The following is a 22,442-nucleotide window of genomic DNA, read 5'->3' as shown; positions in this document are numbered from 1 at the left end:
AAGGCATTGGATTGCGTGTCACGTCGCAGCACGCGGCGTCCGCATCGCCTCGGGCGAGAGCTCCTGGATGGCCTGGTACTGTGTGAGGAATACCTGGCCACTCAACCTTTGAAGAAAATCCGTGCGCTTCAGTCGGTCCATCACCGGACCCTTGACTTCTGACAGGTGCAATTGCAAGCCAGCGCTGCGCAGGCGCAGGTCGATGGCCTCCAGGCTGTCCAGCGCACTGGCGTCGATGTCGTTGATGGCCGAGCACTGCAATACCACATGCTCCAGCCCGGGGCGGCTGGCCACCGCGTTGTTGACGCGGTCTTCCAGGGCGCGCGAGTTGGCAAAGTACAGGCTTTCGTCGACGCGCAGGCTGAGTACCCGCGGACTCACCAGCACGGCATGGCGCAGCACGTTGCGGAAATGCTCGGTGCCCGCCACCAGGCCCACCTCGGCCATGTGCGGACGGCTCGTGCGGAAGAGGTGCAGTGCCAGTGACAAGGCCACACCCACGACCAGACCCGTTTCCACGCCCACCGCGAGCGTGCTCAGCAGCGTGGCCGCCACGGCCAGAAAATCCGATTTCGCGTAGTTCCATGTCTTGCGCAGGATGCTGAAGTCCACCAGCGAGAGCACCGCTACCATGATCGTGGCTGCCAGTGTGGCCTGCGGAAGGAAGAACAGAGCGGGTGTAAGGAACAGCGAAGCCAGTGTGATACCGACGGCTGTGAACACGCCCGCGGCGGGGGTCTTTGCACCAGCGTCGAAATTCACCACCGACCGTGCGAACCCGCCGGTCACCGGAAAGCCGCCAGTGAATGCCGCCGACAGGTTGCTCGACCCCAGTGCCACCAGTTCCTGGTCGGGGTCGATGCGTTGGCGCCTCCGGGCCGCCAGGGTCTGGCCCACCGACACAGACTCGACAAAGCCGACCACACTGATGAGCAAGGCCGGCACCAGGAGCGACTGCCACAGGCCCAGATCCCAGCGTGGCATCGTGAAAGGCGGCAGGCCCTGTGGCACAGCGCCCACAATCTTCACGCCTTGCGCCTGCCAGTTCAGCGCCCAGGTGAGTCCGGTGGTCACAGCGATGGCTGCCACCGGTCCGGTCTTGGCAACCACGTCGGCGGTCCGGGGTGCCATCCCCAGGCCTTGCAACAGTGGTTTGAGGCCGCTGCGCACCCAGAACAGGAAAGCGACGGTCGCCACGCCCAGGGTCAGGGTCAGGCCGTGCATGCGGTCCGCCTGTGACCATAGCGACAGGCTCAGGTCGACGAGGTTGTGCCCATCGGCCTTGACGCCCATCAAGGTCTTGAGTTGGCTGGCAGCGATCAGGATGCCGGATGCCGAAATGAAACCGGAGATGACCGGGTGGCTCAGGAAGTTGGCGAGAAAGCCCAGTCGCAGCAAGCCCATGACCAGCAGCAGCGTCCCGGAGAGAAAGGCCAGCGTGATGGCCACTGCCCAATAACCGGGTGAGCCCGCCGCCGCGTGCTGACCGACCGCCGCCGCCGTCATGAGGGAAACCACCGCCACCGGCCCCACGGCCAGCACCCGGCTGGTGCCGAACACCGCATAGAGCAACAACGGTGCGACGCTGGCGTACAGCCCCACTTCCGGCGGCAATCCAGCGAGCATGGCGTAGGCCAGGCTCTGCGGAATCAGCATGATGGTGACGATCAGCGAAGCCACGCCGTCGCTGAGCAAGGTGGTGCGGTTGTACTCGCGGCCCCAATGGAGCACGGGCAGTGAAGGCAACCAGCGGCGCCATTCGGACACAGCGTTCACGGGATCACCTTCAGTCAGCTTCCGTCAGTGTTGCGGCGCCTTGGCGGGAGGTGGGTGAAATCTGCCCCGCCACGGACAGCGAGTCCGCCAGTGGGAAGATGCGCTGTGCTGCCACGTCAGGCCCCCAGGCGTCGGCGCAGGCCAGAGCGCTCAGCGATCTCGAAGATCACCATGCCGATGACCATGGCAGCGACGAACACCGCGGCCTTCCATTCGCCGGACGCCATGGAGACGATGCCCGGACCCGGGCAGAAGCCCGCCAGACCCCAGCCGGCGCCGAACGTGAGGCCACCGATGACCAGGCGCTTGTCGATCTGGGTCGCCCTGGGCAGGTGCAAGGCGCCGCCCAGAAAGCTGGTGGTGCGCTTGCGGGCCAGGGCGAAGGCAAAGAAACCCACGGCGATCGCTCCGCCCATGACGAGGGCCAGCGAGGGATCCCAGTTGCCGAAGAGGTCCAGAAAGCCGAGCACCTTGCCAGGGTCGGTCATCCCCGATAGCAGCAGGCCGAGGCCGAACAGCAGGCCTACAAAAAATTCGCTGATGCGGTGCATGAGAACCACCCTTACAACATGTGGCGAACCACGAAAACCATGGCAAAGCCGGCGGCCATGAAGGCAAGCGTGGCCACCAGAGAACGGGGCGACAGGCGCGACAGGCCGCACACCCCGTGGCCACTGGTACAACCCGAGCCGTAGCGTGTTCCGAGGCCCACCAGGAGACCAGCGATCACGATGGTGCCAAAGCCAGCGTCAATACGCGGCGCCTGGATGAATCCGGGTGGCGCTAGAAGGCCGTACACCAGCGGCGCAGCCAGCATGCCCAGCAGGAAGGCCAGGCGCCAGCCAGCGTCGCCCACCTTGGGCGGCAGCAGGCCGCCGAGGATGCCGCTGATACCCAGTACGCGGCCATTGACCAGGATGAACAAGGCCGAGGCCACGCCCAGCAGGATGCCGCCGGACAGTGAGGCCCAGGGCGTGAAATGGTGCCAGTCGATGCTCATCGTTTTTTTTCCTGTTTGCCGCAGAACTGCGCGTACAGCACCTGCATCACCGCCAGTGCCTGGGGACTGTCGAGCAGGTAATAAATGTTCTTGCCTTCGCGGCGTGTGCTCACCAGTGCCTCTGCGCGCAGCACGGTGAGCTGTTGCGACAGCGTGGGCTGTCCGATGCCGAGCAGCTCTTCAAGTTCACCCACACGGTGTTCGCCCTGGGACAGCTGGCACAGGATCAACAGCCGGTCTGGATTGGCCAGCACTTTCAGGAGCCTGCAGGCGTCGGCCGCCGCTGTCTGCATGTCGTCGAGATCTAGGGTGGCGTTCTTCATCGCAGGGGAATCTCCGGTTCATCGATGTTTGAAAGTATATTGACTGATAATATATTTGTCAATATAATGTTTAAAACACAATTGAAGGACCATGCCATGAGCCCCTTTAGTACGTCTGTGCAAGTGCACGGGCAGTTCGACCCGGCCACCTGGACGGTGACCTACGTTGTCCACAGTGGACCCGGCAGCGAATGCGCCATCGTCGACACGGTGTTGGACTACGACCCCAAGTCTGGCCGTACCTGGCACTCATCGGCCGACCGGGTGATCCAGTATGTGCGTGCCAACGATTTGAAGGTGCGCTGGATTCTGGAGACCCATGCCCATGCTGACCACCTCTCGGCAGCCCCCTATCTGCGGGAGCAGGTGGGTGGACGAATCGGCATCGGCAGCAACATCACCCATGTGCAGAAGGTGTTCAAGGGCATCTTCAATCTGGAGCCTGGCTTCAGGATGGACGGCTCACAGTTCGACCATCTCTTTCAGGAAGGTGAGGCCATTCCACTGGGAGAGCTTTCCGGCGAGGTGATGTTCGTGCCCGGCCACACCCCGGCCTGTGCGGCCTACCGGTTTGGGGACGCTGTGTTCGTGGGCGACACCTTGTTCATGCCGGATGTCGGCACGGCACGCTGCGATTTTCCGGGTGGCGATGCCCGGGCGCTGTACGCCTCCACCCGCAGGCTGCTCAGCCTGCCCCCCGAGACGCGTCTGTTCATGTGCCATGACTATCCGCCCTCCGACCGCCCGGTGGCTTTCGAGACCACGGTGGCTGAGCAACGCGCGAAGAACATTCACGTGCGCGATGGCGTGAGCGAAGACGAGTTCGTGGCCATGCGCACAAAACGTGACGCCACGCTGGAGATGCCCACGCTGATCCTGCCTTCGGTGCAGGTCAACATCCGTGCGGGCGGCTTGCCGCCTCCGGAGGGCAACGGTGTGTCTTATCTGAAGATCCCCCTCAATGCACTCTGATCGGGTGTATCGATCACCCACCTTTCATCAACCCTGGAGATATCACATGACCAAGAATGTTGGCGGCATTGACCGCATCCTGCGCATCGTCATCGGGCTGGCCCTTATCGCGGCAGCCGCCACCGGCGCCATCGGGTTGTGGGGCTACATCGGCCTCCTGCCACTGATCACGGGTCTGATCGGCTGGTGTCCACCTTATGCGCTCCTGGGCTTCAATACCTGCTCCGTCAAGAAGCCGTGACACGCGTTTCTGTCTCGCTTCAGCAGCTATCGTTTCGAGAGCCGCTTGGGCGAGCCACTGTGCCGGTGATTCGCTGGCATTTGCGTTGCGCAAGCTCATAGCCCGCAGATCTTCAGTCGGTCCACAAATCTCGTTGCATCGATTCCGGATCGGCAGCATGTGGGGCGCTACGATCGGCGGACCCGCCTGTTTGGCCTGACCCACCACCACGCCAGTGCCACCAGCAGGGCAAACGCGGTATATGCCGCCACGAACACCCACCACGGGGCATTCCTGTACAGCAGCCGCGAGAGCCAGTGCTCGATGAAGCTCTCGCCGTAGCTCCCCTGGCCAGCCGTGCGGCGCAAGGCCTGCTCCCACACGGTGAGCGGGCAGAGCTGTCCCAGCCAGGCCTGGGCGGCGATGAACACCATCAAGGCCAGGTGCGTCAGCCGCAGGCCGAAGGTCCGCACCCAGTGCCAGCCCAGCGCCCCGCCCGCCAGCACCAGTGGCAGCAGGCCGACCACGAACACCACGATGCCCACATGCAAGGCCAGCAGGGCATCGGCCAGCAGGGCAGCGGTGGCGGGGTTGAGCGTGGAGGCCAGGTCCATCGGCCCATGGTAAGCCGCGCAGAGATAAAAAAACCGCCAGTGCACGAGGCGCTGGCGGTTCACGCATGGCCCGCGGGGAGGCGGGCGGCGTCACACCGGTGGTTCAGTCCTTGGGGGACATGTACTCCGAGATCACCTTCCAGCGACCATCGGTGATCTGCGACAGGCGTGTGGCGTTGCTGCCCAGGCGCTTGGTGGGGCTGAAGGTCATCTCGGCACTGCCGAAGATGTCGGGGGGCATCTTCATCGTGTCCATGGCCTTGATGAAGCTGTCGGTGCTGAGGTTGGCACCGGCCTTGCTGGCGGCCCGCGCGAACGCGTCGATGGAGCCATAGCCGTAGACCGAGAACACGGTCGGTTCCTCGTTGAACTTGGTCTGGTACTTGTTGGCCCAGAAGCGCAGGGGCTGGGAGGCCGAGTCCAGGTAGGGGTGCTGCACCGTCATGGCGGCGTAGAAGCCATTCATGGCGGGGCCACCGAGCTTGTGGATGAGGTCGGTGTAGGCGGCGCTGGAGCCCACGAAGGTGGGGTTGAAGCCCAGGCGCTTCGCGGTGGCGATGCCACCGATGGTCTCGCGGATGATGGTGCCCATCACCACCAGGTCGCACTGCTCGGCCTGCAGCTTCTGCATCTGCGAGGCGAAGTCGGTGGCGCCGCGCTTGTAGGTGGTTTCCACGGCGAGTGTCATGCCGGCGGCCTTGAGGCCGTCCTCGGCACCGCGCTTCACCTCCAGGCCGAACTCATCGTCCTGGTACATCGCACAGACCTTCTTCGCCCCCTTCTCCTTGGCGAGCAGGGGCGTGACGATCTTCATCTGGTCGTAGTAGGTCGCGGCGAACGAGTACTTCAGCTTGTGGAAGGGGTCGTACATCTGGCGCGCGGCCGTGATGGGGTAGAAGTTCAGCACGTTCTTCTGGAACTGCACCGGCATCGCGGCCATGTTCTGCGCCGTGCCGATGTGGCCCACCATGGCGAAGATCTTGTCCTGGTTGACCAGTTTCTGCGCGGCCAGCACGGCGTTGCGCGGGTCGTACTTGGAGTCTTCCACCAACAGCTTGATCTTGCGGCCGTTGATGCCGCCCTGCTCGTTGATCTCGTCCACGCGCAGCAGCATGCCCATGCGCACCTGCTTGCCGAAGCCGGCGATGGGACCCGACAGATCCTGGATCGAGCCGATCACGATCTCGTCCTTGGTCACGCCTTGCGTCTGCGCCATGACGGCGCCCGTGGTCAGCGCGATCGCCGCGCCCATCAGACTCAGTGTCGTTTTCATCGTTGCTGTCTCCTGAAGAAGGGTGGTTCGATGTTCACTGGTTCACGTAGTCCGAGATGACCTTCCAGCGGCCATCCTGGATCTGCGACAGGCGCATGGCCATGCTGCCGTAGCGCCGCTGCGGGCTGAAGCGCAGTTCCGGCGAGCCGAAGATGTCGGTCGGCACGGTCAGGCTGTCCATGGTCTTGACGAAGCTGTCGGTCGTGAGGTTGGCACCGGTACGGCCGGCCGCGCGCGCGAAGATGTCGATGGCGTTGTAGCCGTAGACCGAGAACACGTTCGGGTCTTCGTTGAACTTGGTCTTGAACTTGTTGGCCCAGAAACGGATGGGCTGCGAGGACTCGTCCAGGTACGGATGCTGGGTGGTCATGGTGGCGTACAGGCCGTTCATGGCCGGGCCGCCGAGCTTGTGGATGAGGTCGGTGTAGGCCGCCTGCGAACCGAAGAAGGTGGGGTTGTAGTCCAGCTTGCGCGCGGTGCCGATGGTGCCGATGGTCTCGCGGATGATGGTGCCGAGCACCACGAAGTCGCAGTTGGAGGCCTTCATGCGCGCCACCTGCGAAGAGAAGTCGGTCGCACCGCGCTTGAACGAGGTCTTCTCGACCATCGTCATGTTCACCGCCTTGAGGCCTTCCTCGGCACCACGCAGCACCTCCAGGCCGAACTCATCGTCCTGGTAGATCGCGCACACGGCCTTGGGCTTCTTCTCCTGCACCATGCGCGGCAGGAAGGTGCGCATCTGCTCGTAGTACGGGCCGATGTTGGCGAACTTGAGCTTGTGGAAGGGCTCGTACATTTCGCGCGCCGCCGTCACGGGCAGGAAGTTCACCACGTTCTTCTGGAACTGCACCGGCATGGCGGCCATGTTCTGCGCCGTGCCCAGGTGGGCGATCATGGCGAAGATCTTTTCCTGGTTGACGAGCTTCTGCGCGGCCAGCACGGCGTTGCGCGGGTCGTACTTGCTGTCTTCCACCAGCAGCCGGATCTTGCGGCCGTTGATGCCGCCCTGTTCATTGATCTCGTCGACGCGCAGCACCATGCCCTGCCGCACGGACTTGCCGAAACCCGCCAGCGGGCCGGAGAGGTCCTGGATCGAACCGAGGACGATCTCTTCCTTGGTCACGCCCTGGGTCTGGGCAAGGGCGGCGCAGGCGGACAGGCTCAGCGCGAGGGCGATCAGGGTGGGGCGGGCGGTCGTCACGGGTCTTGTCTCCTGGTGTTCTGGAAAGGCGGTCAGGCGGTTTCGCGGTACATGGCCTCGATCTGCTCGGCGTATTTCTGCTGCACCAGCTTGCGCTTGAGCTTCATGGTGGGGGTGAGCTCTTCGTCTTCGGCGCTGAGCTGGGTGTCGAGCAGGAAGAACTTCTTGATCTGTTCGACACGAGCGAATTTCCTGTTCACGCGGTCAAGCTCGGCCTGGATGAGCGCCTGCACCTCGGGCGAACGCGTGAGGCTGGCGTAGTTGGAAAACGGCACATCGTTGTCCTGCGCATATTTCTCCACGTTCTCCTGGTCGATCATGATGATGACGGTGAGGTAGCGGCGCTTGTCACCGATCACCACGGCATCGGTCACGTACGGCGAGAACTTCAGCTCGTTCTCCAGCTCGCTGGGGGTGATGTTCTTGCCCCCTGCGGTGATGATGATGTCTTTCATGCGGTCGGTGATGCGGAAAAACCCTTCCTCATCGACCACGCCCACGTCACCAGTGTGCAGCCAGCCATCGGGGTCGATGGTCTCGGCGGTTTTCTCGGGCAGGTTCAGGTAGCCCATGAACACGTTGGGTCCGCGCACCAGGATCTCGCCGGTCTGCGCGTCCAGCTTCACCTCGTTGTAGGTCGCGGCCGGCCCGATGCTGCCGGGTTTGATGCGATCGGCCGGAATGCCGGTGGAGGCGCCGCAGGTCTCCGTCATGCCCCACACCTCGAGCATGGGCACGCCCAGCGCGAGGTACCAGCGCACCAGGTCGGGCGAGATGGGCGCGGCGCCGGTGACGAGGAAGCGCGCGCGGTGGATGCCGATGAGCTTGCGCACGTTGTCCAGCACCAGAACGCGCGCCAGCTTGAAGCGCATGCGCAGTCCGCCGGGCACGGGCTTGCCGGCCATCACCAGATCGGCCACCTGCTGGCCCACGCCGATGGCCCAGGCGTAGGCGGCCTGCTGCAGGCCACCGGCTTCCTTGAGCGCGATCATCACGCCGGAGTAGAACTTCTCCCACACGCGGGGCACGGCGGTGAACACCGTGGGCGCGATCTCACGCACGTTCTCGGGCACGGTCTCGGGGTTCTCCACGAAGTTCAGCTTCGCCCCCGTGTACATCGAAAAATACTCACCGCCCATGCGCTCGGCGATGTGGCACAGCGGCAGGAAGCACATGCATTCGTCGTTCTGGTCGCGCGCGATCAGCGTGTTGTAGCCGCGCACGGTGTAGACCAGACCCTGGTGGCTGTGCATCGCGCCCTTGGGCCGTCCGGTGGTGCCCGAGGTGTAGACCAGGATGGCGAGGTCTTCGGGCTTCACGGCGGCCACGCGCGCCTCCACCATGCCGGGGTGTTGCGCGAGGTGCGCGCGGCCGATCTCGCGCAGCGCGGCCAGGCTGATCACCTGCGGGTCGTTCAGGTCGCGCAGGCCTTCCATGTCGACGACGACGATCTTTTTGAGTCGCGGCAGGCGATCGCGCACCTCCAGCGCCTTGTCGAGTTGCTCGTCGTCTTCCACGAACAGCACGGTGGTGGTGGAGTCTTCACACAGGTACTGCACCTGCTCAGCCGCGTCGGTGGGGTAGATGCCGTTGGACACGCCGCCGGCGCTCAGCACCGCCAGGTCGCACAGCACCCATTCGATGGTGGTGTTGGAAAGGATGGAGGCGGTCTCGCGCGCCTCGAAGCCCAGGGCCATCAGCCCATGGGCAATCTCGCGCACGGCGGTGCCGGTCTGGTCCCAGGTCCAGCTGCGCCAGATGCCGAGGTCCTTCTGCCGCATCCAGACCGACGGACCGCGTTCCTTCACGCCGTTCCAGAACTGCGCCGGGATGGTGTCACCTGCCAGCACGATGTCGGGCTGCGGTTGAATGTGAGAGAGGTCCCAGAGGTAAGCCATCGTGTTATCTCCAGTTCTTCTTCTTTTTCCAGCGGCGGTCTGCGCGCACACCCGCTTCCTTCATGCCGAGGTAGAACTCCTTGATGTCGTCCTTCTCGCGCAGGTGGGCACAGGTGTCTTCCATCACGATGCGGCCGTTCTCCAGCACGTAGCCGTAGTCGGATGCGTTGAGCGCCATGTTGGCGTTCTGCTCGACCAGCAGGATGGTGGTGCCGCGCTCGCGGTTGATGCGCACCACGATCTCGAAGATCTCCTTGGTGAGCTTGGGCGAGAGGCCCAGGCTGGGTTCGTCGAGCAGGATGAGATCGGGGTTGGCCATGAGCGCGCGGCTGATGGCCAGCATCTGCTGCTGGCCACCGGAGAGCAGGCCGGCGTCCTGCGCGGCGCGCTCGCGCAGGATGGGGAAGTAGTTGAACACCGCCTCCATGTCGCGCGCCACGCCGTCGCGGTCCTTGCGCGTGTAGGCGCCCATGAGCAGGTTGTCGCGCACCGAGAGCAACGGGAACACCTCGCGGCCTTCCGGCACGTGCGAGAGGCCCTGCTGCACGATCAGCGCCGGGTCCTGCGCGGTGATGTTCTCGCCCTTGAACTCAATGGAACCCTTGCGCGGGTCGATGATGCCGCTGATGGTCTTGAGGATGGTGGTCTTGCCTGCGCCATTGGAGCCGAGCACGGTGGCGATCTCGCTGCGGCGCACCTGCAGGCTCACGCCCCGGATGGCCTTGATCGGGCCGTAGGCGCTCTCCACGTTGAGCAGCTTGAGGACGGGGGCGTCGGACGTCGCAACGCTCATGGAATAACCCCCACGCTTGTCACTTCGTGTACTGCGCTGCCCCCCGAGGGGGCTTTCGCCACTTGGGGCGGCCCGGCGTGTCTCATGTCGTCACCCTCTGGTTCTCACGGCGCAGGCTAGACACATCGTCCACGCTGCCCAGGTAGGCCTCGATCACGCCGGGGTCGGCCTGCACCTCGGCCGGTGTGCCGGTGGCAAGTTCGGTGCCCATGCTCATGGCCAGCACGCGGTCGGACACCTTGGAGACCAGGCTCATGTCGTGCTCGACCATCAGCACCGTGATGCCCAGCTCCTCCTTGATGTCGGTGATCCAGAACGCCATGTCCTCGGTCTCCTCCACGTTCAGGCCGGAAGAGGGTTCGTCCAGCAGCAGCAACCGGGGCTCGGTGCACAGCGCTCGGGCGAGCTCGACCACCTTGCGCACCCCGTAGGGCAGGCCGGCGACCATGGACTCGCGGTGGTGCTGCAGGTCGAGCAGGTCGATCACCTGTTCCACCTTCTCGCGCGCCTCGATCTCGGCCGCGCGGGTCTTGCCGGTGAAGAAGATCTCGCTCCACAACCCGGTCTTGCGGTGCGTGTGGCGCCCGATCAGCAGGTTCTGCAGCACTGTGGCGTGTTCGAACAGCTCGATGTTCTGGAAGGTGCGTGCGATGCCCAGCCGGGCGATCTGGTGCGGTGCCTGGTCGGTCAGGCGCAGCATCCCGTGCGGGCCGGCGTAGTCGATGGTGCCGGTGGTGGGCGTGTAGATGCGGCTGATCAGGTTGAACACCGTGGTCTTGCCGGCGCCGTTGGGCCCGATGAGCGTGAACACCTCGCCGCGCCGTACGTTGAAGCTCACGTTGTTGACCGCCAGCACGCCGCCGAAGCGCACGCTCAGGTTCTGGGCCGAAAGAAGAATGTCGTTCATGGCGTTCACTTCAGGCGGTCGGACTTCTGGAACGATTTCTGCCGCTTGAACATGCCCTTGCGGTAGAACGGGAACAACTGGAACCAGGTGCGGATCTTCAGCCAGCGGCCATACAGGCCCGTGGGCTCGAACAGCACGAACGCGATCAGCACGATGCCGTACACCGCGCCCTGCAGGCCGGCGGCCTGGCCGATGGCGTCGGGCAGGAAGTCCTTGCCCAGCGCGATGAGTTGCGGCATCACGATGAGGAAGATCGCGCCGAGGAAGGCGCCGTGGATCGAGCCGAGGCCGCCGATCACCACCATGAGCAACAGGTCGATCGACTGGATGATGCTGAACTGCTCGGGCGAGAGGAACTGGATCTTGTGCGCGTACAGCGCGCCGCCGATGCCGGCCAGCGCGGCCGAGAGCGCGAAGCTCAGTGTCTTGTAGCGCGCGAGCTGGATGCCCATGCTCTGGGCGGAAATCTCCGAATCGCGGATGGCCACGAAAGCGCGGCCGGTGGACGAGCGCATGAGGTTCACGATGCCCAGCGTGGCCAGCACGGTGATGATCAGGCACAGGAAGTAGAACTCGTTGGTGGAGTCCAGCTCCCAGCCGAAGAGGGCGGGGTACTGCACCATCAGACCGGCGTTGCCGCCGGTCACATGTTCCCAGCGTGCGATGACCTCCTCGACGATGAAGCCGAACGCCAGCGTGGCCATGCCGAGGTAGATGCCCTTCACGCGAAGCGCCGGCAGGCCCACCACCATGCCCACCGCCGCGGACAGCAGGCCGGCGCAGGCCAGCGCGAGCGGAAACGGCAGGCCCGCGTTGACCATGATGGCCTGCGTGTACGCGCCCACCCCGAGGAAGGCGGCATGGCCGAGCGAGAACAGCCCCGTGAAACCGGCGAGCAGCATCAGCCCGAGGCCGACGATGGAGTAGATGAACACGAAGGTGAGCTGCGCCAGCCAGTACTCGGGAATGACCCAGGGTGCGGTCACCAGGAACAGACCCAGCAGGCTGTACCAGAACCGGTGGCCGCCGTGCTTGGCGAGCTGGATGTCCTGGTTGTAGTCGGTCTTGAAAAGAAAGCGCATGGGTCAGACCTTCTTCCTGAGCTTTTCGCCGAAGAGGCCGTTGGGCTTGAGCACCAGCATGATCAGCACGACGATGTAGGGCGCCACGTCCTTGAAACCCTCGGGGAGGTAGAAGCCCGAGAGCGCTTCGACGATGCCGATGATCAGGCCGCCCACGATGGCGCCAGGCAGGCTGCCGAAGCCGCCGACCACGGCCGCGGGAAACGCCTTCAGCCCGATGAAGCCCATGTTGGCGTGCACGAAGGTGATGGGCGCGAGCAGCAGGCCGGCCACCGCCGCCACGGCCGCCGCCAGCCCCCACACCAGGCCGTTGAGCCGCTTGACCGGAATGCCCATGTAGTAGGCGGCGAGCTGGTTCTGCGAAGAGGCCTGCATGGCGATGCCAAGCTTGCTGTAGCGGAACATCGCGAACAGGCCGCCGCACAGCACGGCGGTGACGCCGATCACCACGATCTGTTCGGCCGAGACCACAAGGGCGCCCAGGCGCAGCACCTCGTTGGCGTAAGGCACCGGCAGCGTGTGGGTTTCGGTGCCGATGTTGGGCAGCATGGTGATGAGGCCGCGCAACGTGTAGCCCACGCCGATGGTGAGCATCACGATCGAGAAGGCCGGCTGCCCCAGGATGGGGCGGATCACCACGCGTTCGAGGACCACGCCGAACAGGCCCATGCCGACAATGGCGGCGGGCACCGAGAGCCAGAAGGGAAAGCCCAGCATGGTCATGGCCGCGAGACCGCCGAAGGCGCCCACCATCATGAGGTCACCCTGGGCAAAGCTCACCGTTTCGGTGGCCTTGTAGATCAGCACGAACCCCAGCGCGATCAGCCCATAGATGCAGCCCTGGGCCACACCGCTGATGAGCAGTTGCAGCAATTGCACGCAATGTCTCCTCTGTTGTTCCTTCAACGCCTCGGCGCGGGGTGGCGCTGCAATCTTTGTGGCAGTCTGCCCAGCAGGTGAGCGCAATTTATAGCTGTCCTGCCCGTGACTGGCGCTAGGGGTTCTCCCCCATCCTGAGTCGCTCAGGTGCCAGGAAGATCGATCACATGAAATCCATACGCATCGGCGCCGGCCTCGGTTTCTATGGCGACAACTGGGAGCCCGTGGCCGCGAGCATCGAACGCGGTGGCGTGCAGTTCATCGCGAGCGATCACCTGGCCGAGCTGACGCTGGCCATCCTGCAGAAAGACCGGCAGCGCGACCCGTCGCTGGGTTACGCGCGCGACGTGGTGCCCATGCTGATGAAGCTGTGGCCACTGATGCTCGAGCGGGGTGTGCGCTTCGTGTGCAACGCCGGGGGCCTGAACCCGGCGGGCGCCGCGCAGGCGGTGCTGGCCGCTTTCAAGGCCAAGGGCTGGCGCGCCCGCGTGGCGGTGGTCAGTGGCGACGACGTGCTGCCGCAGCTGCTCGACACCGCTGCGCCCGCTGGCGCTTTTGCCCATCTCTTCACGCGGGCGCCGGTGGAGGAAGTGCGTGAACGGCTGGTGTTCGGCAATGCCTACCTGGGTGCGGCGCCCATCGTGGCGGCGCTGGACGCGGGGGCGGACATCGTCATCACCGGCCGTGTGGCCGACGCGGCGCTGTTTCTCGGACCGCTGGTGCACAGCCTGGGCTGGAAGCTCACCGGCGCCAGCGCGCAGCGCGATCTCGACCGCCTGGCACAAGGCCTCACCGTGGGCCACCTGCTCGAATGTTCGGGGCAGGGCAGCGGGGGCAATTTCGGCAGCCAGGGTGCCTGGCAGGCCATTCCCGATCTGGCCCACATCGGCTATCCCATTGCCGAGGTGTGGGAGGATGGCGGCGCGCTCATCACCAAGGCGCCGGGCTCGGGTGGGCGCGTCAACTTCGACACCGTGCGCCAGCAACTGCTGTACGAGGTGCACAACCCGCACGCCTATCACTCGCCCGACGTGGTGCTCGACATGGGGGGCATCTACCTGGACGACGAAGGCGGTGACCGCGTGCGGCTCAGCGGCGCGCGCGGCGCCGCGCCCACCGACACGCTCAAGGTCGTGGCGGGTTTTCGCGATGGCTACAAGGCGGAGGTAACCTGGGGCTTTTCCTGGCCCGACGCCTGGGACAAGGCGCAGGCCGCGCAGGCCACCATCCGAACCCTGCTGCACGAGAAGCGCATCCCGCACGACGAGCTGTATGTGGAGTACCCGGGCTTGAACTCGGCGCACGGCGCACTGGCGCCCTGTCCCAAACCCGATGCGCTGAACCAGTCCAACGAAATCTGGACGCGCATGGTGCTGCGCACGCAGGAGAAGGCGGCGGCCGACGGTTTCGGCCGGCTGTTCCCCTGGATGGGCCTGAGTGGCCCGGCCTACACCTGCGGCTTCACCGGCCTGCACAACACGAGCGAGCTGCTGGGCATCTGGCCCACGTTGATACCGCGAGGTGGTGTCGAGACCGGTGTTCGTGTCGAGCTGCTCGGGGAGGCCGCATGAGCGACACCCTCCGCATTCCCCTGGTGCGCATCGCCCACGCGCGCAGTGGCGACAAGGCCGACTGGGTCGACTTCGGCGTGTTCGCCTGGAACGAGGCGGGCTACCGCGTGCTGGAACGCGAGGTGACGGCCGCGCGCGTGCAGGCGCACTTCGCGCCCTGGCTGCCCGGTGAGGTGGACGCCTGGCCGTTGCCCAACATCCTCGCGCTCAAGTTCGTGCTGCGTGGCGCCCTGCAAGGAGGCGGCGCACGCAACCTGCGGCTGGACAACCTTGGCAAGGCCATGGCCGGTGCCTTGCTCCGGATGGAGATCGACGTGACGCCCGAAGAACTGAATGCGGCCCTGGACGCGCCGCGCGTGGGGTGGTGGCCATGAACGCCGCGGTGCGGACGGAACAGCTCGGCGAGGTGTGGGTCGTCACGCTCGACCGTCCCGAGGTGCGCAACGCCGTCGACAGCCCGACCGCGCAGGCCTTGCACGCCGCCTTTCTGGCCTTCGAGGACGACGCCGAAGCCCGGGTGGCGGTGTTCCATGGGGCGCACGGTCATTTCTGCGCGGGCTGGGACTTGCAGTACGGCGCCCGCCTCGCAGCCAGTGGCGAAACGGGCGGCCTCGATCTTGACTTCGCGGCCGATGACACACGGGCGCTCGGTCCCATGGGGCCGTCGCGCCTGCAGCTCTCCAAGCCCGTGGTCGCGGCCGTCAGCGGCGCTGCCGTGGCCGGCGGCATGGAACTCGCGCTGTGGTGCGACATGCGCGTGATGGAGGAGGACGCCTACTTCGGCGTGTACTGCCGCCGCTTCGGCGTGCCGTTGATCGACGGCGGGACCGTGCGCCTGCCGCGCCTGATCGGGATGGGGCATGCGATGGACCTGATCCTCACCGGCCGCAAGGTCGAGGCGCCGGAGGCCTTGCAGATGGGTCTGGCCAACCGCGTGGTGCCACCCGGGCAGGCGCGAGATGCGGCGGTGGAACTGGCGCGACAACTGGCGGCGTTCCCGCAGGCCACGATGCGCGCCGACCGCGAGAGCGCGTTGCGCCAATGGGATCTGCCGATGGGCGACGCCCTGAAGCAGGAGTGGGAAGGCGGGCGCGAACGCATACCCGATGCCCTGGCCGGCGCACAGCGCTTCGCGGCCGGGCAGGGCCGGCACGGCAAGTTCTGAAAGCCCTTCAGCGGACCGGCACCTCGACCGATTCGCCCAGCCTGGGCACGCCGCCGACGATCACGGCCTTCGTCATCGCCAGCAGCTGCACCAGCTTGTTTTCCTTGATGTCCCAGTAGTGCGCGTGCCCGATGTCCACCGCCACGAGGGCGACGTCGGGGTCATCCGGGCCCTTCGGAAACCAGGCTTCGACTGCCTTGTTCCACAGCGCGCGGACCTTCGCTGGATCGTTGACCACTCGTGCGGTGCCTGAAACGGAAACGTAAGTGTCCTTGTCCGGATCGGCATAGTTCACGTTGACGACGGGATCGGCGGCGATGTCGGCCACCGGATCGCCTTTGCGCGACATGAAGAACCAGAGAGTGCCTTCATCGACGCCAACCTTCTGGGTCGTCATGGGTCGGGAGTGCAGGTGGCCCGCATGGTGAGCCCGGTGGCTGCGGGTGGTGAACATCGCGAAGCGAATGTCCTTGATCATGTCCCGCAGGGATTCGAGGGATGCGTCCTTGTCGCTCATTTTTTGCCCTTTTTGTGGATGGAGGCCCATCGACGGGCAAATGGCGTTCCCGAAACCAACGCCCCTGGGTCCGCTTCGGGAATGCATGGCCGGGCGATGTTGTCGGCAAGATTTGCCTCATCATTGCCCGATGCCCGCTACCGCTACCCCCTTTGCCGACGCACTGATCCTGCAGCATCTTTTCGAGGACGGACCCGGCTATCTGGGTGAATGGCTCGACATGCAGGGCGCTACGTGGCATTTGCGCTGTGCGGAGGCGGGCGATCCATATCCCGACTCGGTGCGAGGCTACCGAGGCCTGGTGGTGCTGGGAGGCGCGTGGAGCGCCAACGACGAGCGCCCCACGCTGCGCCAGGCCGAAGCGCTCATCCGCGAGGCCGACGCACTGGGCATTCCCGTCATCGGGCACTGCCTGGGCGGCCAGCTGATGGCGCGGGCGTTCGGGGGGCGGGTGGAGCAGCTGAGCCAACCGGAAATCGGCTGGTGGCCGATCGAGCACAACGGCGGCGCGACCGCGCGCCAGTGGTTTGGCGACGGACGCACCCCCACTGTGTATCAGTGGCACCAGGACGGTTTCGTGGATCTCCCGCCCGGTGCCGAATGGCTGGCCACGTCAGCGGCATGTGCGCACCAGGCTTTTGCCATCGGCCCTCATCTGGCCATGCAGTTCCACATCGAGATCACGCCGGCCAAGATCAAGGACTGGCTGGAAACCCCCGGCGAGGCCTACCCCGTGAAGGTGCTGCTGCACCGCGACAGCGTGCAGGACCCGGCCGGCATGCTGGCCGCCACCGACCGGCACCTGCCAGGCAGCCAGGCCCTCGCCGACCGCATCTACCGCACCTGGCGTTCGCGCTGGCCGGGCTGAGCTGGCTCAGGCCAGGTGGCCGGGCAGCTCCAGGCCGTCGCGCGGAATAGGCCGGGGCCGGCCTTCGAGGTCGATGGCCACGTAGGTCAGGCTCGCCTCGGTCACCTTCACGTACTGGCCCTGCGTCGAGAAGCGTTCGGCGAACACCTCCACCTGCACCGTGACCGAGGTGCGCCCGACGCGCGTGATGTGGGCGAAGAAGCTCAGGATGTCGCCCACGCGCACCGGTTGCTTGAAGACGAACTGGTTCACCGCGACCGTGGCCATGCGGCCGCGCACGTAGCGCGCGGGCAGGACCGCACCGGCCAGGTCGACCTGTGCCATCACCCAGCCGCCGAAGATGTCGCCGTTGGCGTTGCAGTCGCCGGGCATGGGAATGACCTTGAGCACCAGCTCGCGGTCGGTGGGCAGGGCGGTTTGCGGGGGCAGGCTTGAATCGCGGGACATGGGCACAATCTCCAGACATTAGCCGCCCATTTTCCTGCATGCGACCCGATTCTTCCGCCCGTTCCGCGTTCGTCGCGCCCGCCAGTGCCGGTGCGTCCGGGGCGGCGGGTGCCAGCCCTGCCCCCCGTTCCGACTGGGCCACCCTCCAGCGCCTGCTGCCCTACCTCTGGCAGTACAAAGGGCGCGTGGTGCTGGCGCTGGCCTTCATGGTGGCCGCCAAGATGGCCAACGTGGGGGTGCCACTGCTCCTCAAGGAACTGGTCGACGCCATGACGATCGCGCCCGGCAGCGCCGCGGCGCTGCTGGTCGTGCCGGTGGGCCTGCTGCTGGCGTATGGCTTGCTGCGCCTGTCCACCAGCGTCTTCACGGAACTGCGGGAGCTGGTGTTCGCCAAGGCCACCGAGGGCGCCACGCGCAGCATCGCGCTGCAGGTGTTCGGGCACCTGCACGCGCTGAGCCTGCGCTTTCACCTGGAGCGCCAGACCGGCGGCATGACGCGCGACATCGAGCGGGGCACGCGTGGGGTGCAATCGCTCATCTCGTACTCGCTCTACAGCATCTTTCCCACGCTGATCGAAGTGATCATGGTGCTCGCGCTGCTGGGCACCAGGTTCGACATGGGTTATGTGTGGATCACGCTGATCGCACTGGTGCTGTACGTGACTTTCACCGTGGTGGTGACCGAGTGGCGGACCCAGTTCCGCCGCAAGATGAACGAACTGGAGTCCACCAGCCAGACCCGGGCGATCGACTCGCTGCTGAACTACGAGACGGTCAAGTACTTCAACAACGAGGCGTTCGAAGGCCGTCGCTACGACGAGGCGCTGGAAAAACTGCGCCGGGCGCGCATCAAGAGCCAGACCACCCTGTCCATGCTCAACGCCGGGCAGCAGCTGGTGATTGCCGTGGCGCTGGTGCTCATGCTGTGGCGTGCCACCCAGGGGGTGACCACCGGCGAGCTCACGCTGGGCGATCTGGTGATGGTCAACGCCTTCATGATCCAGCTCTATATTCCGCTGGGTTTCCTGGGCGTGCTCTACCGCGAGATCAAGCAGAGCCTGACCGATCTCGAGAAGATGTTCGCGCTGCTCGAGAAGGAGCGCGAGATCGCTGACGAGCCCGGGGCCGGGCCGCTGCATCTGGCGGGCCCACCTGCGGTGCGGTTCGAGAACGTGCGCTTCTCGTACGAGCCGGCGCGGGAGATCCTGCATGGCATCAGTTTCGAGATTCCGCCCGGCAAGACGGTGGCGGTGGTGGGCCCTTCCGGGTCGGGCAAGAGCACCCTGGCGCGCCTGCTGTACCGGTTCTATGACGTCAGCAACCCGGAAGAGGGTGGCCGCATCACACTGAATGGCCAGGACATCCGGGATGTCACCCAGGCCAGCGTGCGCCAGGCCATCGGCATCGTGCCGCAGGACACCGTGCTGTTCAACGACACCATCGAATACAACATCCTCTATGGCCGCCCCGATGCGGGGCACGACGCGGCCGTGGAGGCGGCGAAGGCCGCCCACATCCACGCCTTCATCGACCGCCTGCCCTTGGGTTACGCCACCATGGTGGGCGAACGCGGCCTCAAGCTCTCGGGCGGCGAGAAGCAGCGCGTCGCCATCGCCCGTACCCTGCTGAAGAACCCGCCGATCGTGATCTTCGACGAGGCCACCTCGGCGCTCGACTCCGCGAACGAGCGCGCGATCCAGGCCGAATTGCGGAGTGCCGCGCGCGACAAGACCACGCTCGTGATCGCACACCGGTTGTCCACCGTGGTCGATGCGCACGAGATTCTGGTGCTGGTCAACGGCGAGATCGTGGAGCGGGGCACGCACGCGGATCTGGTGGCCCGGGACGGGACGTACGCCGGCATGTGGGCACTGCAGCAGTCGGCCAGCGACTGATTCCCGTTTACCCGCAGGTCGTGCCGGTCTGGTGCCCGGGCGTCGGGAGCCGCTCCATAATCGCCCCCCATGGAAACCAAATGGCTCGAGGACTTCGTCAGCCTCGCCGAGACCCGCAGCTTCAGCCGTTCGGCGCAGCTGCGCCACGTGACGCAGCCCGCCTTCTCCCGGCGCATCCAGTCGCTGGAAGCCTGGGCGGGCACCGATCTGGTGGATCGATCTTCGTATCCCACCCGCCTCACCCCCGCCGGCCAGACGCTGTACGACCAGGCCCTGGAGATGCTGCAGGCCCTCCAGAGCACCCGCGCCACGCTCCGCGCCCACACCGCCGCCGCCCAGGACGTGATCGAGTTCGCGGTGCCGCACACGCTGGCGTTCACCTTTTTCCCATCCTGGCTGTCCGGCCTGCGCGCGACCTGCGGCCCCATCAAGAGCCGGCTCATCGCCTTGAACGTGCACGATGCGGTGCTGCGGCTGGTGGAGGGCAGTTGCGACCTCCTCATCGCCTACCAGCACGCGTCCCAGCCCATCCAGCTCGATGCCAGCCGCTACGAGATGCTGCACCTGGGCACGGAACTGCTGTCTCCCTATGTGCGCCCCGATGACCAGGGCGCACCGTTGTACGCACTACCGGGCACGCTCCAGCAGCCACAACCCTATCTGGCTTATGCGCCAGGTGCCTACCTGGGCCGCGCGGTGGACCAGATGCTCAAGCAGAGCACCACACCAGTCCACCTGGACCGCATCTACGAAACCGACATGGCCGAGGGTCTGAAGGCCATGGCGCTCGAAGGCCATGGCATCGCTTTCCTGCCGGCCAGCGCGGTGCGCAAGGAAGTGCGTGCTCGCAAGCTGGTGTCTGCCGGCGGGGCGCTGGAGACGGCGCTGGACATCCGCATCTACCGTGAACGGTCCAGCACCCGCAAGGCCAAGGGCCAGGTCGAGAGCTTCTGGCACGATCTCCGCCAGCGGCTGGGAACCCCGCCGTAACGATGCGTCAAAAGCTGCTTACCGCACCATTCCGGGTTTCGCCATTGGGGTAAATTCGGACATGAACGGTTTGCATGACCGGCGCTGCAATCGGCATTGGCTTGCGCACCGGCCGCTGGCTACAGTCGCCGGTTCCGCTCGACACGGGTGGGAATTCCCGGGTGGAACGGAGCTTGCGTAGGTAGCATCATCGTGATGCCATCTGCGTCTCTGGGGCGTAGAGCATCCCGGTCCGTTCGTTGAATCAATACCTTTATCCACAAGCAAGGAGATCCCTATGAAAAAACACCTGCTCGCGTTGGCCGTGACCGCACTGGCCGCCAGCAGCGCCTTTGCACAGGCTGGCGACACGCTGGCCAAGATCAAGGCGTCCGGCAGTGTGTCCCTGGGCGTGCGTGAGTCGTCCGGCCTCGGTTACACCCTGGGCAACGGCAAGTACGTCGGCTTCCACACCGAAATGGGCGAGATCATCCTCGCCGACATCCAGAAGCAGCTCGGCCTGCCGAAGCTGGACATCAAGTACCAGCCCGTGACCTCGCAGAACCGCATCCCTCTGGTGCAGAACGGCACCGTGGACCTGGAGTGCGGCTCGACCACCAACAACGCCGCCCGCCAGAAGGACGTGTCCTTCGCCGTGACGACCTATGTGGAAGAAGTGCGCATCCTGACAAAGGCCAATTCCGGCATCAACGGCATTGAAGACCTCAAGGGCAAGACCGTGGCCACCACCACGGGCACCACTTCGGTGCAGACCCTGCGTCGCAACAAGCGCGCCGAAAACATCGACTTCAAGGAGGTCATGGGCAAGGACCACGCCGACAGCTTCCTGCTGCTCGAGTCCGGCCGTGCCGACGCCTTCGTGATGGACGGCTCCATCCTGGCCGCCAACGCGTCGAAGTCCAAGAACCCCAACGACTACAAGATGGTCGGCGAAGTGCTGTCGGTGGAGCCCATCGCCTGCATGCTGCGCAAGGACGATCCCGCTTTCAAGAAGGCCGTGGATGACAGCATCAAGCGCCAGATCGCCGACGGCTCGCTCGCCAAGCTGTACGACAAGTGGTTCATGCAACCCATCCCGCCCGCGAACGTGAAGATCGGTTTGCCCATGTCCGCTGCCACCAAGGCTGCCTGGGCCAACCCGAACGACAAGCCGATGGAAGACTACGCCACCAAGTAAGCTCCAACACGCTTCAGGCACGCCCCTTCAAGTGGATCATTTGAAGGGGCGTTTTCGTAGAGGTCCGCGCACCAGAGGGTGCCCGCCGGACTGGTAACAAAACGAGAAGGGGCTCTTATGGCCTGGGATTGGCAGGTGTTCTGCGAGGACACCATCGAGCGGCAGCCGGTGGCAAGCTGCTTTGGCAAGGGGGGAGATATCACCTATCTGGACTGGATGCTCTCCGCCTGGGGGTGGACGGTGTCCGTGTCGCTGCTGGCCTTGCTGCTGGCGCTGGTGATCGGGATGGTGATCGGCACGTTGCGCACGCTGCCGGACCGACCCATGGTGGTGCGCCTGGGCAATGCCTGGGTGGAACTGTTTCGCAACATCCCCCTGCTGGTGCAGATCTTTCTCTGGTACCACGTGGTGCCTGCCGTGTTCCCGGCAATGAGGGATGTGCCCGGCTTCGTGCTGGTGGTGTTCGCGCTGGGCTTTTTCACGTCGGCACGGATCGCCGAACAGGTGCGTTCGGGCATCCAGGCGTTGCCGCGCGGCCAGCGCTACGCCGGCATGGCCATGGGTTTCACCACATTCCAGTACTACCGCTACGTGCTGTTGCCGATGGCGTTCCGCATCATCATCCCGCCACTGACCAGCGAGACGATGAACATCTTCAAGAACTCCTCGGTGGCGTTCGCGGTGTCGGTGTCCGAACTCACCATGTTCGCGATGCAGGCGCAGGAAGAAACCTCGCGCGGCGTCGAGGTGTACCTCGCGGTGACCGGCCTCTACATCATCTCGGCTTTCGCCATCAACCGCATCATGGCGGTGATCGAGAAACGCGTGCGCATCCCGGGCTTCGTGGTCGCCGGCGGAGCAGGGGGCCACTGAC

At 65.3% G+C, this 22,442-nt stretch carries 24 protein-coding genes; 10 read left to right on the top strand and 14 right to left on the bottom strand.

Features of this window, described 5'->3' with window-relative positions; genetic code table 11:
• Positions 1–18: 18 nt before the first annotated feature.
• The 4 genes from J2X09_RS18765 to J2X09_RS18750 form a co-directional block, all read right to left on the bottom strand.
• Positions 19–1,767, bottom strand: a complete 1,749-nt coding sequence (locus J2X09_RS18765; RefSeq protein WP_204734737.1) for a SulP family inorganic anion transporter — start codon at positions 1,765–1,767, stop codon at positions 19–21.
• A gap of 125 nt (positions 1,768–1,892) precedes the next feature.
• Positions 1,893–2,327 (bottom strand): DUF6691 family protein, encoded by a 435-nt coding sequence (locus J2X09_RS18760; protein WP_204734684.1) that lies wholly within the window; start codon positions 2,325–2,327, stop codon positions 1,893–1,895.
• A gap of 11 nt (positions 2,328–2,338) precedes the next feature.
• Positions 2,339–2,776, bottom strand: coding sequence for a YeeE/YedE family protein (locus J2X09_RS18755; RefSeq protein ID WP_204734683.1), 438 nt, complete (start codon positions 2,774–2,776; stop codon positions 2,339–2,341).
• Entirely contained in the window at positions 2,773–3,099 is a 327-nt protein-coding gene (locus J2X09_RS18750; RefSeq protein WP_204734682.1) for an ArsR/SmtB family transcription factor, read from the bottom strand. The genes J2X09_RS18755 and J2X09_RS18750 overlap by 4 nt, the downstream gene beginning before the upstream one ends.
• 96 nt (positions 3,100–3,195) lie before the next feature.
• Between J2X09_RS18750 and J2X09_RS18745 the strand changes: the two genes are divergently transcribed.
• Positions 3,196–4,071 carry an MBL fold metallo-hydrolase gene (locus J2X09_RS18745; protein ID WP_204734681.1) on the top strand — a complete coding sequence of 292 codons (876 nt, stop codon included), beginning with the start codon at positions 3,196–3,198 and terminating at the stop codon, positions 4,069–4,071.
• Between the two features lie 46 nt (positions 4,072–4,117).
• The gene (locus J2X09_RS18740) at positions 4,118–4,312 is read left to right on the top strand and encodes a YgaP family membrane protein (protein WP_204734680.1); all 195 of its coding nucleotides are present in this window, start codon (positions 4,118–4,120) and stop codon (positions 4,310–4,312) included.
• A gap of 167 nt (positions 4,313–4,479) precedes the next feature.
• Here the strand turns inward: J2X09_RS18740 and J2X09_RS18735 are convergent, their stop codons facing one another.
• The 8 genes from J2X09_RS18735 to J2X09_RS18700 all read right to left on the bottom strand — a co-directional run bounded on the left by J2X09_RS18735 (position 4,480) and on the right by J2X09_RS18700 (position 12,938).
• Positions 4,480–4,905 carry a DUF2784 domain-containing protein gene (locus tag J2X09_RS18735; RefSeq protein ID WP_204734679.1) on the bottom strand — a complete coding sequence of 142 codons (426 nt, stop codon included), beginning with the start codon at positions 4,903–4,905 and terminating at the stop codon, positions 4,480–4,482.
• A 103-nt stretch (positions 4,906–5,008) separates the two neighbouring features.
• Positions 5,009–6,178, bottom strand: a complete 1,170-nt coding sequence (locus J2X09_RS18730; RefSeq protein WP_204734678.1) for an ABC transporter substrate-binding protein — start codon at positions 6,176–6,178, stop codon at positions 5,009–5,011.
• A gap of 34 nt (positions 6,179–6,212) precedes the next feature.
• Positions 6,213–7,379 (bottom strand): ABC transporter substrate-binding protein, encoded by a 1,167-nt coding sequence (locus J2X09_RS18725; RefSeq protein WP_204734677.1) that lies wholly within the window; start codon positions 7,377–7,379, stop codon positions 6,213–6,215.
• Positions 7,380–7,411: 32 nt separating this feature from the next.
• Positions 7,412–9,277 (bottom strand): AMP-dependent synthetase/ligase, encoded by a 1,866-nt coding sequence (locus J2X09_RS18720; RefSeq protein ID WP_204734676.1) that lies wholly within the window; start codon positions 9,275–9,277, stop codon positions 7,412–7,414.
• 4 nt (positions 9,278–9,281) lie between these two features.
• On the bottom strand, positions 9,282–10,070 hold the full coding sequence (locus tag J2X09_RS18715) for an ABC transporter ATP-binding protein (RefSeq protein ID WP_204734675.1): 789 nt from the start codon (positions 10,068–10,070) through the stop codon (positions 9,282–9,284).
• Between the two features lie 82 nt (positions 10,071–10,152).
• Complete coding sequence (locus tag J2X09_RS18710) at positions 10,153–10,977, bottom strand: ABC transporter ATP-binding protein (RefSeq protein WP_204734674.1); 825 nt, start codon at positions 10,975–10,977, stop codon at positions 10,153–10,155.
• 5 nt (positions 10,978–10,982) lie between these two features.
• Complete coding sequence (locus J2X09_RS18705) at positions 10,983–12,059, bottom strand: branched-chain amino acid ABC transporter permease (protein ID WP_204734673.1); 1,077 nt, start codon at positions 12,057–12,059, stop codon at positions 10,983–10,985.
• A 3-nt stretch (positions 12,060–12,062) separates the two neighbouring features.
• The gene (locus J2X09_RS18700) at positions 12,063–12,938 is read right to left on the bottom strand and encodes a branched-chain amino acid ABC transporter permease (protein ID WP_204734672.1); all 876 of its coding nucleotides are present in this window, start codon (positions 12,936–12,938) and stop codon (positions 12,063–12,065) included.
• Between the two features lie 167 nt (positions 12,939–13,105).
• Here J2X09_RS18700 and J2X09_RS18695 point away from each other — a divergent pair, with 167 nt between their 5' ends.
• Genes J2X09_RS18695 through J2X09_RS18685 form a run of 3 tightly spaced genes read left to right on the top strand, consistent with a single transcriptional unit; the run spans position 13,106 to position 15,674 of the window.
• Entirely contained in the window at positions 13,106–14,509 is a 1,404-nt protein-coding gene (locus J2X09_RS18695; protein WP_204734671.1) for an acyclic terpene utilization AtuA family protein, read from the top strand.
• The gene (locus J2X09_RS18690) at positions 14,506–14,883 is read left to right on the top strand and encodes an AtuA-related protein (RefSeq protein WP_204734670.1); all 378 of its coding nucleotides are present in this window, start codon (positions 14,506–14,508) and stop codon (positions 14,881–14,883) included. The genes J2X09_RS18695 and J2X09_RS18690 overlap by 4 nt, the downstream gene beginning before the upstream one ends.
• Positions 14,880–15,674 carry a crotonase/enoyl-CoA hydratase family protein gene (locus tag J2X09_RS18685; protein ID WP_204734669.1) on the top strand — a complete coding sequence of 265 codons (795 nt, stop codon included), beginning with the start codon at positions 14,880–14,882 and terminating at the stop codon, positions 15,672–15,674. Before J2X09_RS18690 ends, J2X09_RS18685 begins: the two co-directional genes overlap by 4 nt.
• Positions 15,675–15,681: 7 nt before the next feature.
• On the opposite strand, the gene J2X09_RS18680 is transcribed toward J2X09_RS18685, so the two are convergent.
• Positions 15,682–16,191, bottom strand: coding sequence for a pyridoxamine 5'-phosphate oxidase family protein (locus J2X09_RS18680; protein WP_204734668.1), 510 nt, complete (start codon positions 16,189–16,191; stop codon positions 15,682–15,684).
• Between the two features lie 130 nt (positions 16,192–16,321).
• On the opposite strand from J2X09_RS18680, the gene J2X09_RS18675 reads away from it, so the two are divergent.
• The gene (locus J2X09_RS18675; RefSeq protein WP_204734667.1) at positions 16,322–17,059 is read left to right on the top strand and encodes a type 1 glutamine amidotransferase; all 738 of its coding nucleotides are present in this window, start codon (positions 16,322–16,324) and stop codon (positions 17,057–17,059) included.
• 6 nt (positions 17,060–17,065) lie between these two features.
• Here the strand turns inward: J2X09_RS18675 and J2X09_RS18670 are convergent, their stop codons facing one another.
• The gene (locus tag J2X09_RS18670; RefSeq protein WP_204734666.1) at positions 17,066–17,506 is read right to left on the bottom strand and encodes an acyl-CoA thioesterase; all 441 of its coding nucleotides are present in this window, start codon (positions 17,504–17,506) and stop codon (positions 17,066–17,068) included.
• 38 nt (positions 17,507–17,544) lie between these two features.
• On the opposite strand from J2X09_RS18670, the gene J2X09_RS18665 reads away from it, so the two are divergent.
• The 4 genes from J2X09_RS18665 to J2X09_RS18650 all read left to right on the top strand — a co-directional run bounded on the left by J2X09_RS18665 (position 17,545) and on the right by J2X09_RS18650 (position 22,441).
• A complete protein-coding gene (locus tag J2X09_RS18665; protein WP_204734665.1) occupies positions 17,545–19,401 on the top strand; it encodes an ABCB family ABC transporter ATP-binding protein/permease in 1,857 nt (618 codons plus the stop codon).
• 69 nt (positions 19,402–19,470) lie between these two features.
• Positions 19,471–20,391, top strand: coding sequence for a LysR substrate-binding domain-containing protein (locus tag J2X09_RS18660; protein ID WP_204734664.1), 921 nt, complete (start codon positions 19,471–19,473; stop codon positions 20,389–20,391).
• Positions 20,392–20,668: 277 nt separating this feature from the next.
• Positions 20,669–21,568: an amino acid ABC transporter substrate-binding protein gene (locus J2X09_RS18655; protein WP_204734663.1), complete on the top strand. Its 900-nt coding sequence runs from the start codon at positions 20,669–20,671 to the stop codon at positions 21,566–21,568.
• Positions 21,569–21,685: 117 nt separating this feature from the next.
• Positions 21,686–22,441, top strand: coding sequence for an amino acid ABC transporter permease (locus J2X09_RS18650; RefSeq protein WP_204734662.1), 756 nt, complete (start codon positions 21,686–21,688; stop codon positions 22,439–22,441).
• Position 22,442 lies beyond the last annotated feature (1 nt).

Source organism: Hydrogenophaga laconesensis (assembly GCF_031457235.1).
GTDB lineage: Bacteria > Pseudomonadota > Gammaproteobacteria > Burkholderiales > Burkholderiaceae_C > Hydrogenophaga > Hydrogenophaga laconesensis.
This window is presented reverse-complemented; position numbering and strand designations above follow the sequence as displayed.

What these genes read in the sequence shown, in the direction of transcription:
- J2X09_RS18760 (WP_204734684.1), bottom strand. Translation starts at nt 2,327, where the DNA reads ATGCACCGCATCAGCGAATTTTTTGTAGGCCTGCTGTTCGGCCTCGGC.
- J2X09_RS18755 (WP_204734683.1), bottom strand. Translation starts at nt 2,776, where the DNA reads ATGAGCATCGACTGGCACCATTTCACGCCCTGGGCCTCACTGTCCGGC.
- J2X09_RS18750 (WP_204734682.1), bottom strand. Translation starts at nt 3,099, where the DNA reads ATGAAGAACGCCACCCTAGATCTCGACGACATGCAGACAGCGGCGGCC.
- J2X09_RS18745 (WP_204734681.1), top strand. Translation starts at nt 3,196, where the DNA reads ATGAGCCCCTTTAGTACGTCTGTGCAAGTGCACGGGCAGTTCGACCCG.
- J2X09_RS18740 (WP_204734680.1), top strand. Translation starts at nt 4,118, where the DNA reads ATGACCAAGAATGTTGGCGGCATTGACCGCATCCTGCGCATCGTCATC.
- J2X09_RS18735 (WP_204734679.1), bottom strand. Translation starts at nt 4,905, where the DNA reads ATGGACCTGGCCTCCACGCTCAACCCCGCCACCGCTGCCCTGCTGGCC.
- J2X09_RS18730 (WP_204734678.1), bottom strand. Translation starts at nt 6,178, where the DNA reads ATGAAAACGACACTGAGTCTGATGGGCGCGGCGATCGCGCTGACCACG.
- J2X09_RS18720 (WP_204734676.1), bottom strand. Translation starts at nt 9,277, where the DNA reads ATGGCTTACCTCTGGGACCTCTCTCACATTCAACCGCAGCCCGACATC.
- J2X09_RS18715 (WP_204734675.1), bottom strand. Translation starts at nt 10,070, where the DNA reads ATGAGCGTTGCGACGTCCGACGCCCCCGTCCTCAAGCTGCTCAACGTG.
- J2X09_RS18710 (WP_204734674.1), bottom strand. Translation starts at nt 10,977, where the DNA reads ATGAACGACATTCTTCTTTCGGCCCAGAACCTGAGCGTGCGCTTCGGC.
- J2X09_RS18705 (WP_204734673.1), bottom strand. Translation starts at nt 12,059, where the DNA reads ATGCGCTTTCTTTTCAAGACCGACTACAACCAGGACATCCAGCTCGCC.
- J2X09_RS18695 (WP_204734671.1), top strand. Translation starts at nt 13,106, where the DNA reads ATGAAATCCATACGCATCGGCGCCGGCCTCGGTTTCTATGGCGACAAC.
- J2X09_RS18690 (WP_204734670.1), top strand. Translation starts at nt 14,506, where the DNA reads ATGAGCGACACCCTCCGCATTCCCCTGGTGCGCATCGCCCACGCGCGC.
- J2X09_RS18685 (WP_204734669.1), top strand. Translation starts at nt 14,880, where the DNA reads ATGAACGCCGCGGTGCGGACGGAACAGCTCGGCGAGGTGTGGGTCGTC.
- J2X09_RS18680 (WP_204734668.1), bottom strand. Translation starts at nt 16,191, where the DNA reads ATGAGCGACAAGGACGCATCCCTCGAATCCCTGCGGGACATGATCAAG.
- J2X09_RS18675 (WP_204734667.1), top strand. Translation starts at nt 16,322, where the DNA reads ATGCCCGCTACCGCTACCCCCTTTGCCGACGCACTGATCCTGCAGCAT.
- J2X09_RS18670 (WP_204734666.1), bottom strand. Translation starts at nt 17,506, where the DNA reads ATGTCCCGCGATTCAAGCCTGCCCCCGCAAACCGCCCTGCCCACCGAC.
- J2X09_RS18665 (WP_204734665.1), top strand. Translation starts at nt 17,545, where the DNA reads ATGCGACCCGATTCTTCCGCCCGTTCCGCGTTCGTCGCGCCCGCCAGT.
- J2X09_RS18660 (WP_204734664.1), top strand. Translation starts at nt 19,471, where the DNA reads ATGGAAACCAAATGGCTCGAGGACTTCGTCAGCCTCGCCGAGACCCGC.
- J2X09_RS18655 (WP_204734663.1), top strand. Translation starts at nt 20,669, where the DNA reads ATGAAAAAACACCTGCTCGCGTTGGCCGTGACCGCACTGGCCGCCAGC.
- J2X09_RS18650 (WP_204734662.1), top strand. Translation starts at nt 21,686, where the DNA reads ATGGCCTGGGATTGGCAGGTGTTCTGCGAGGACACCATCGAGCGGCAG.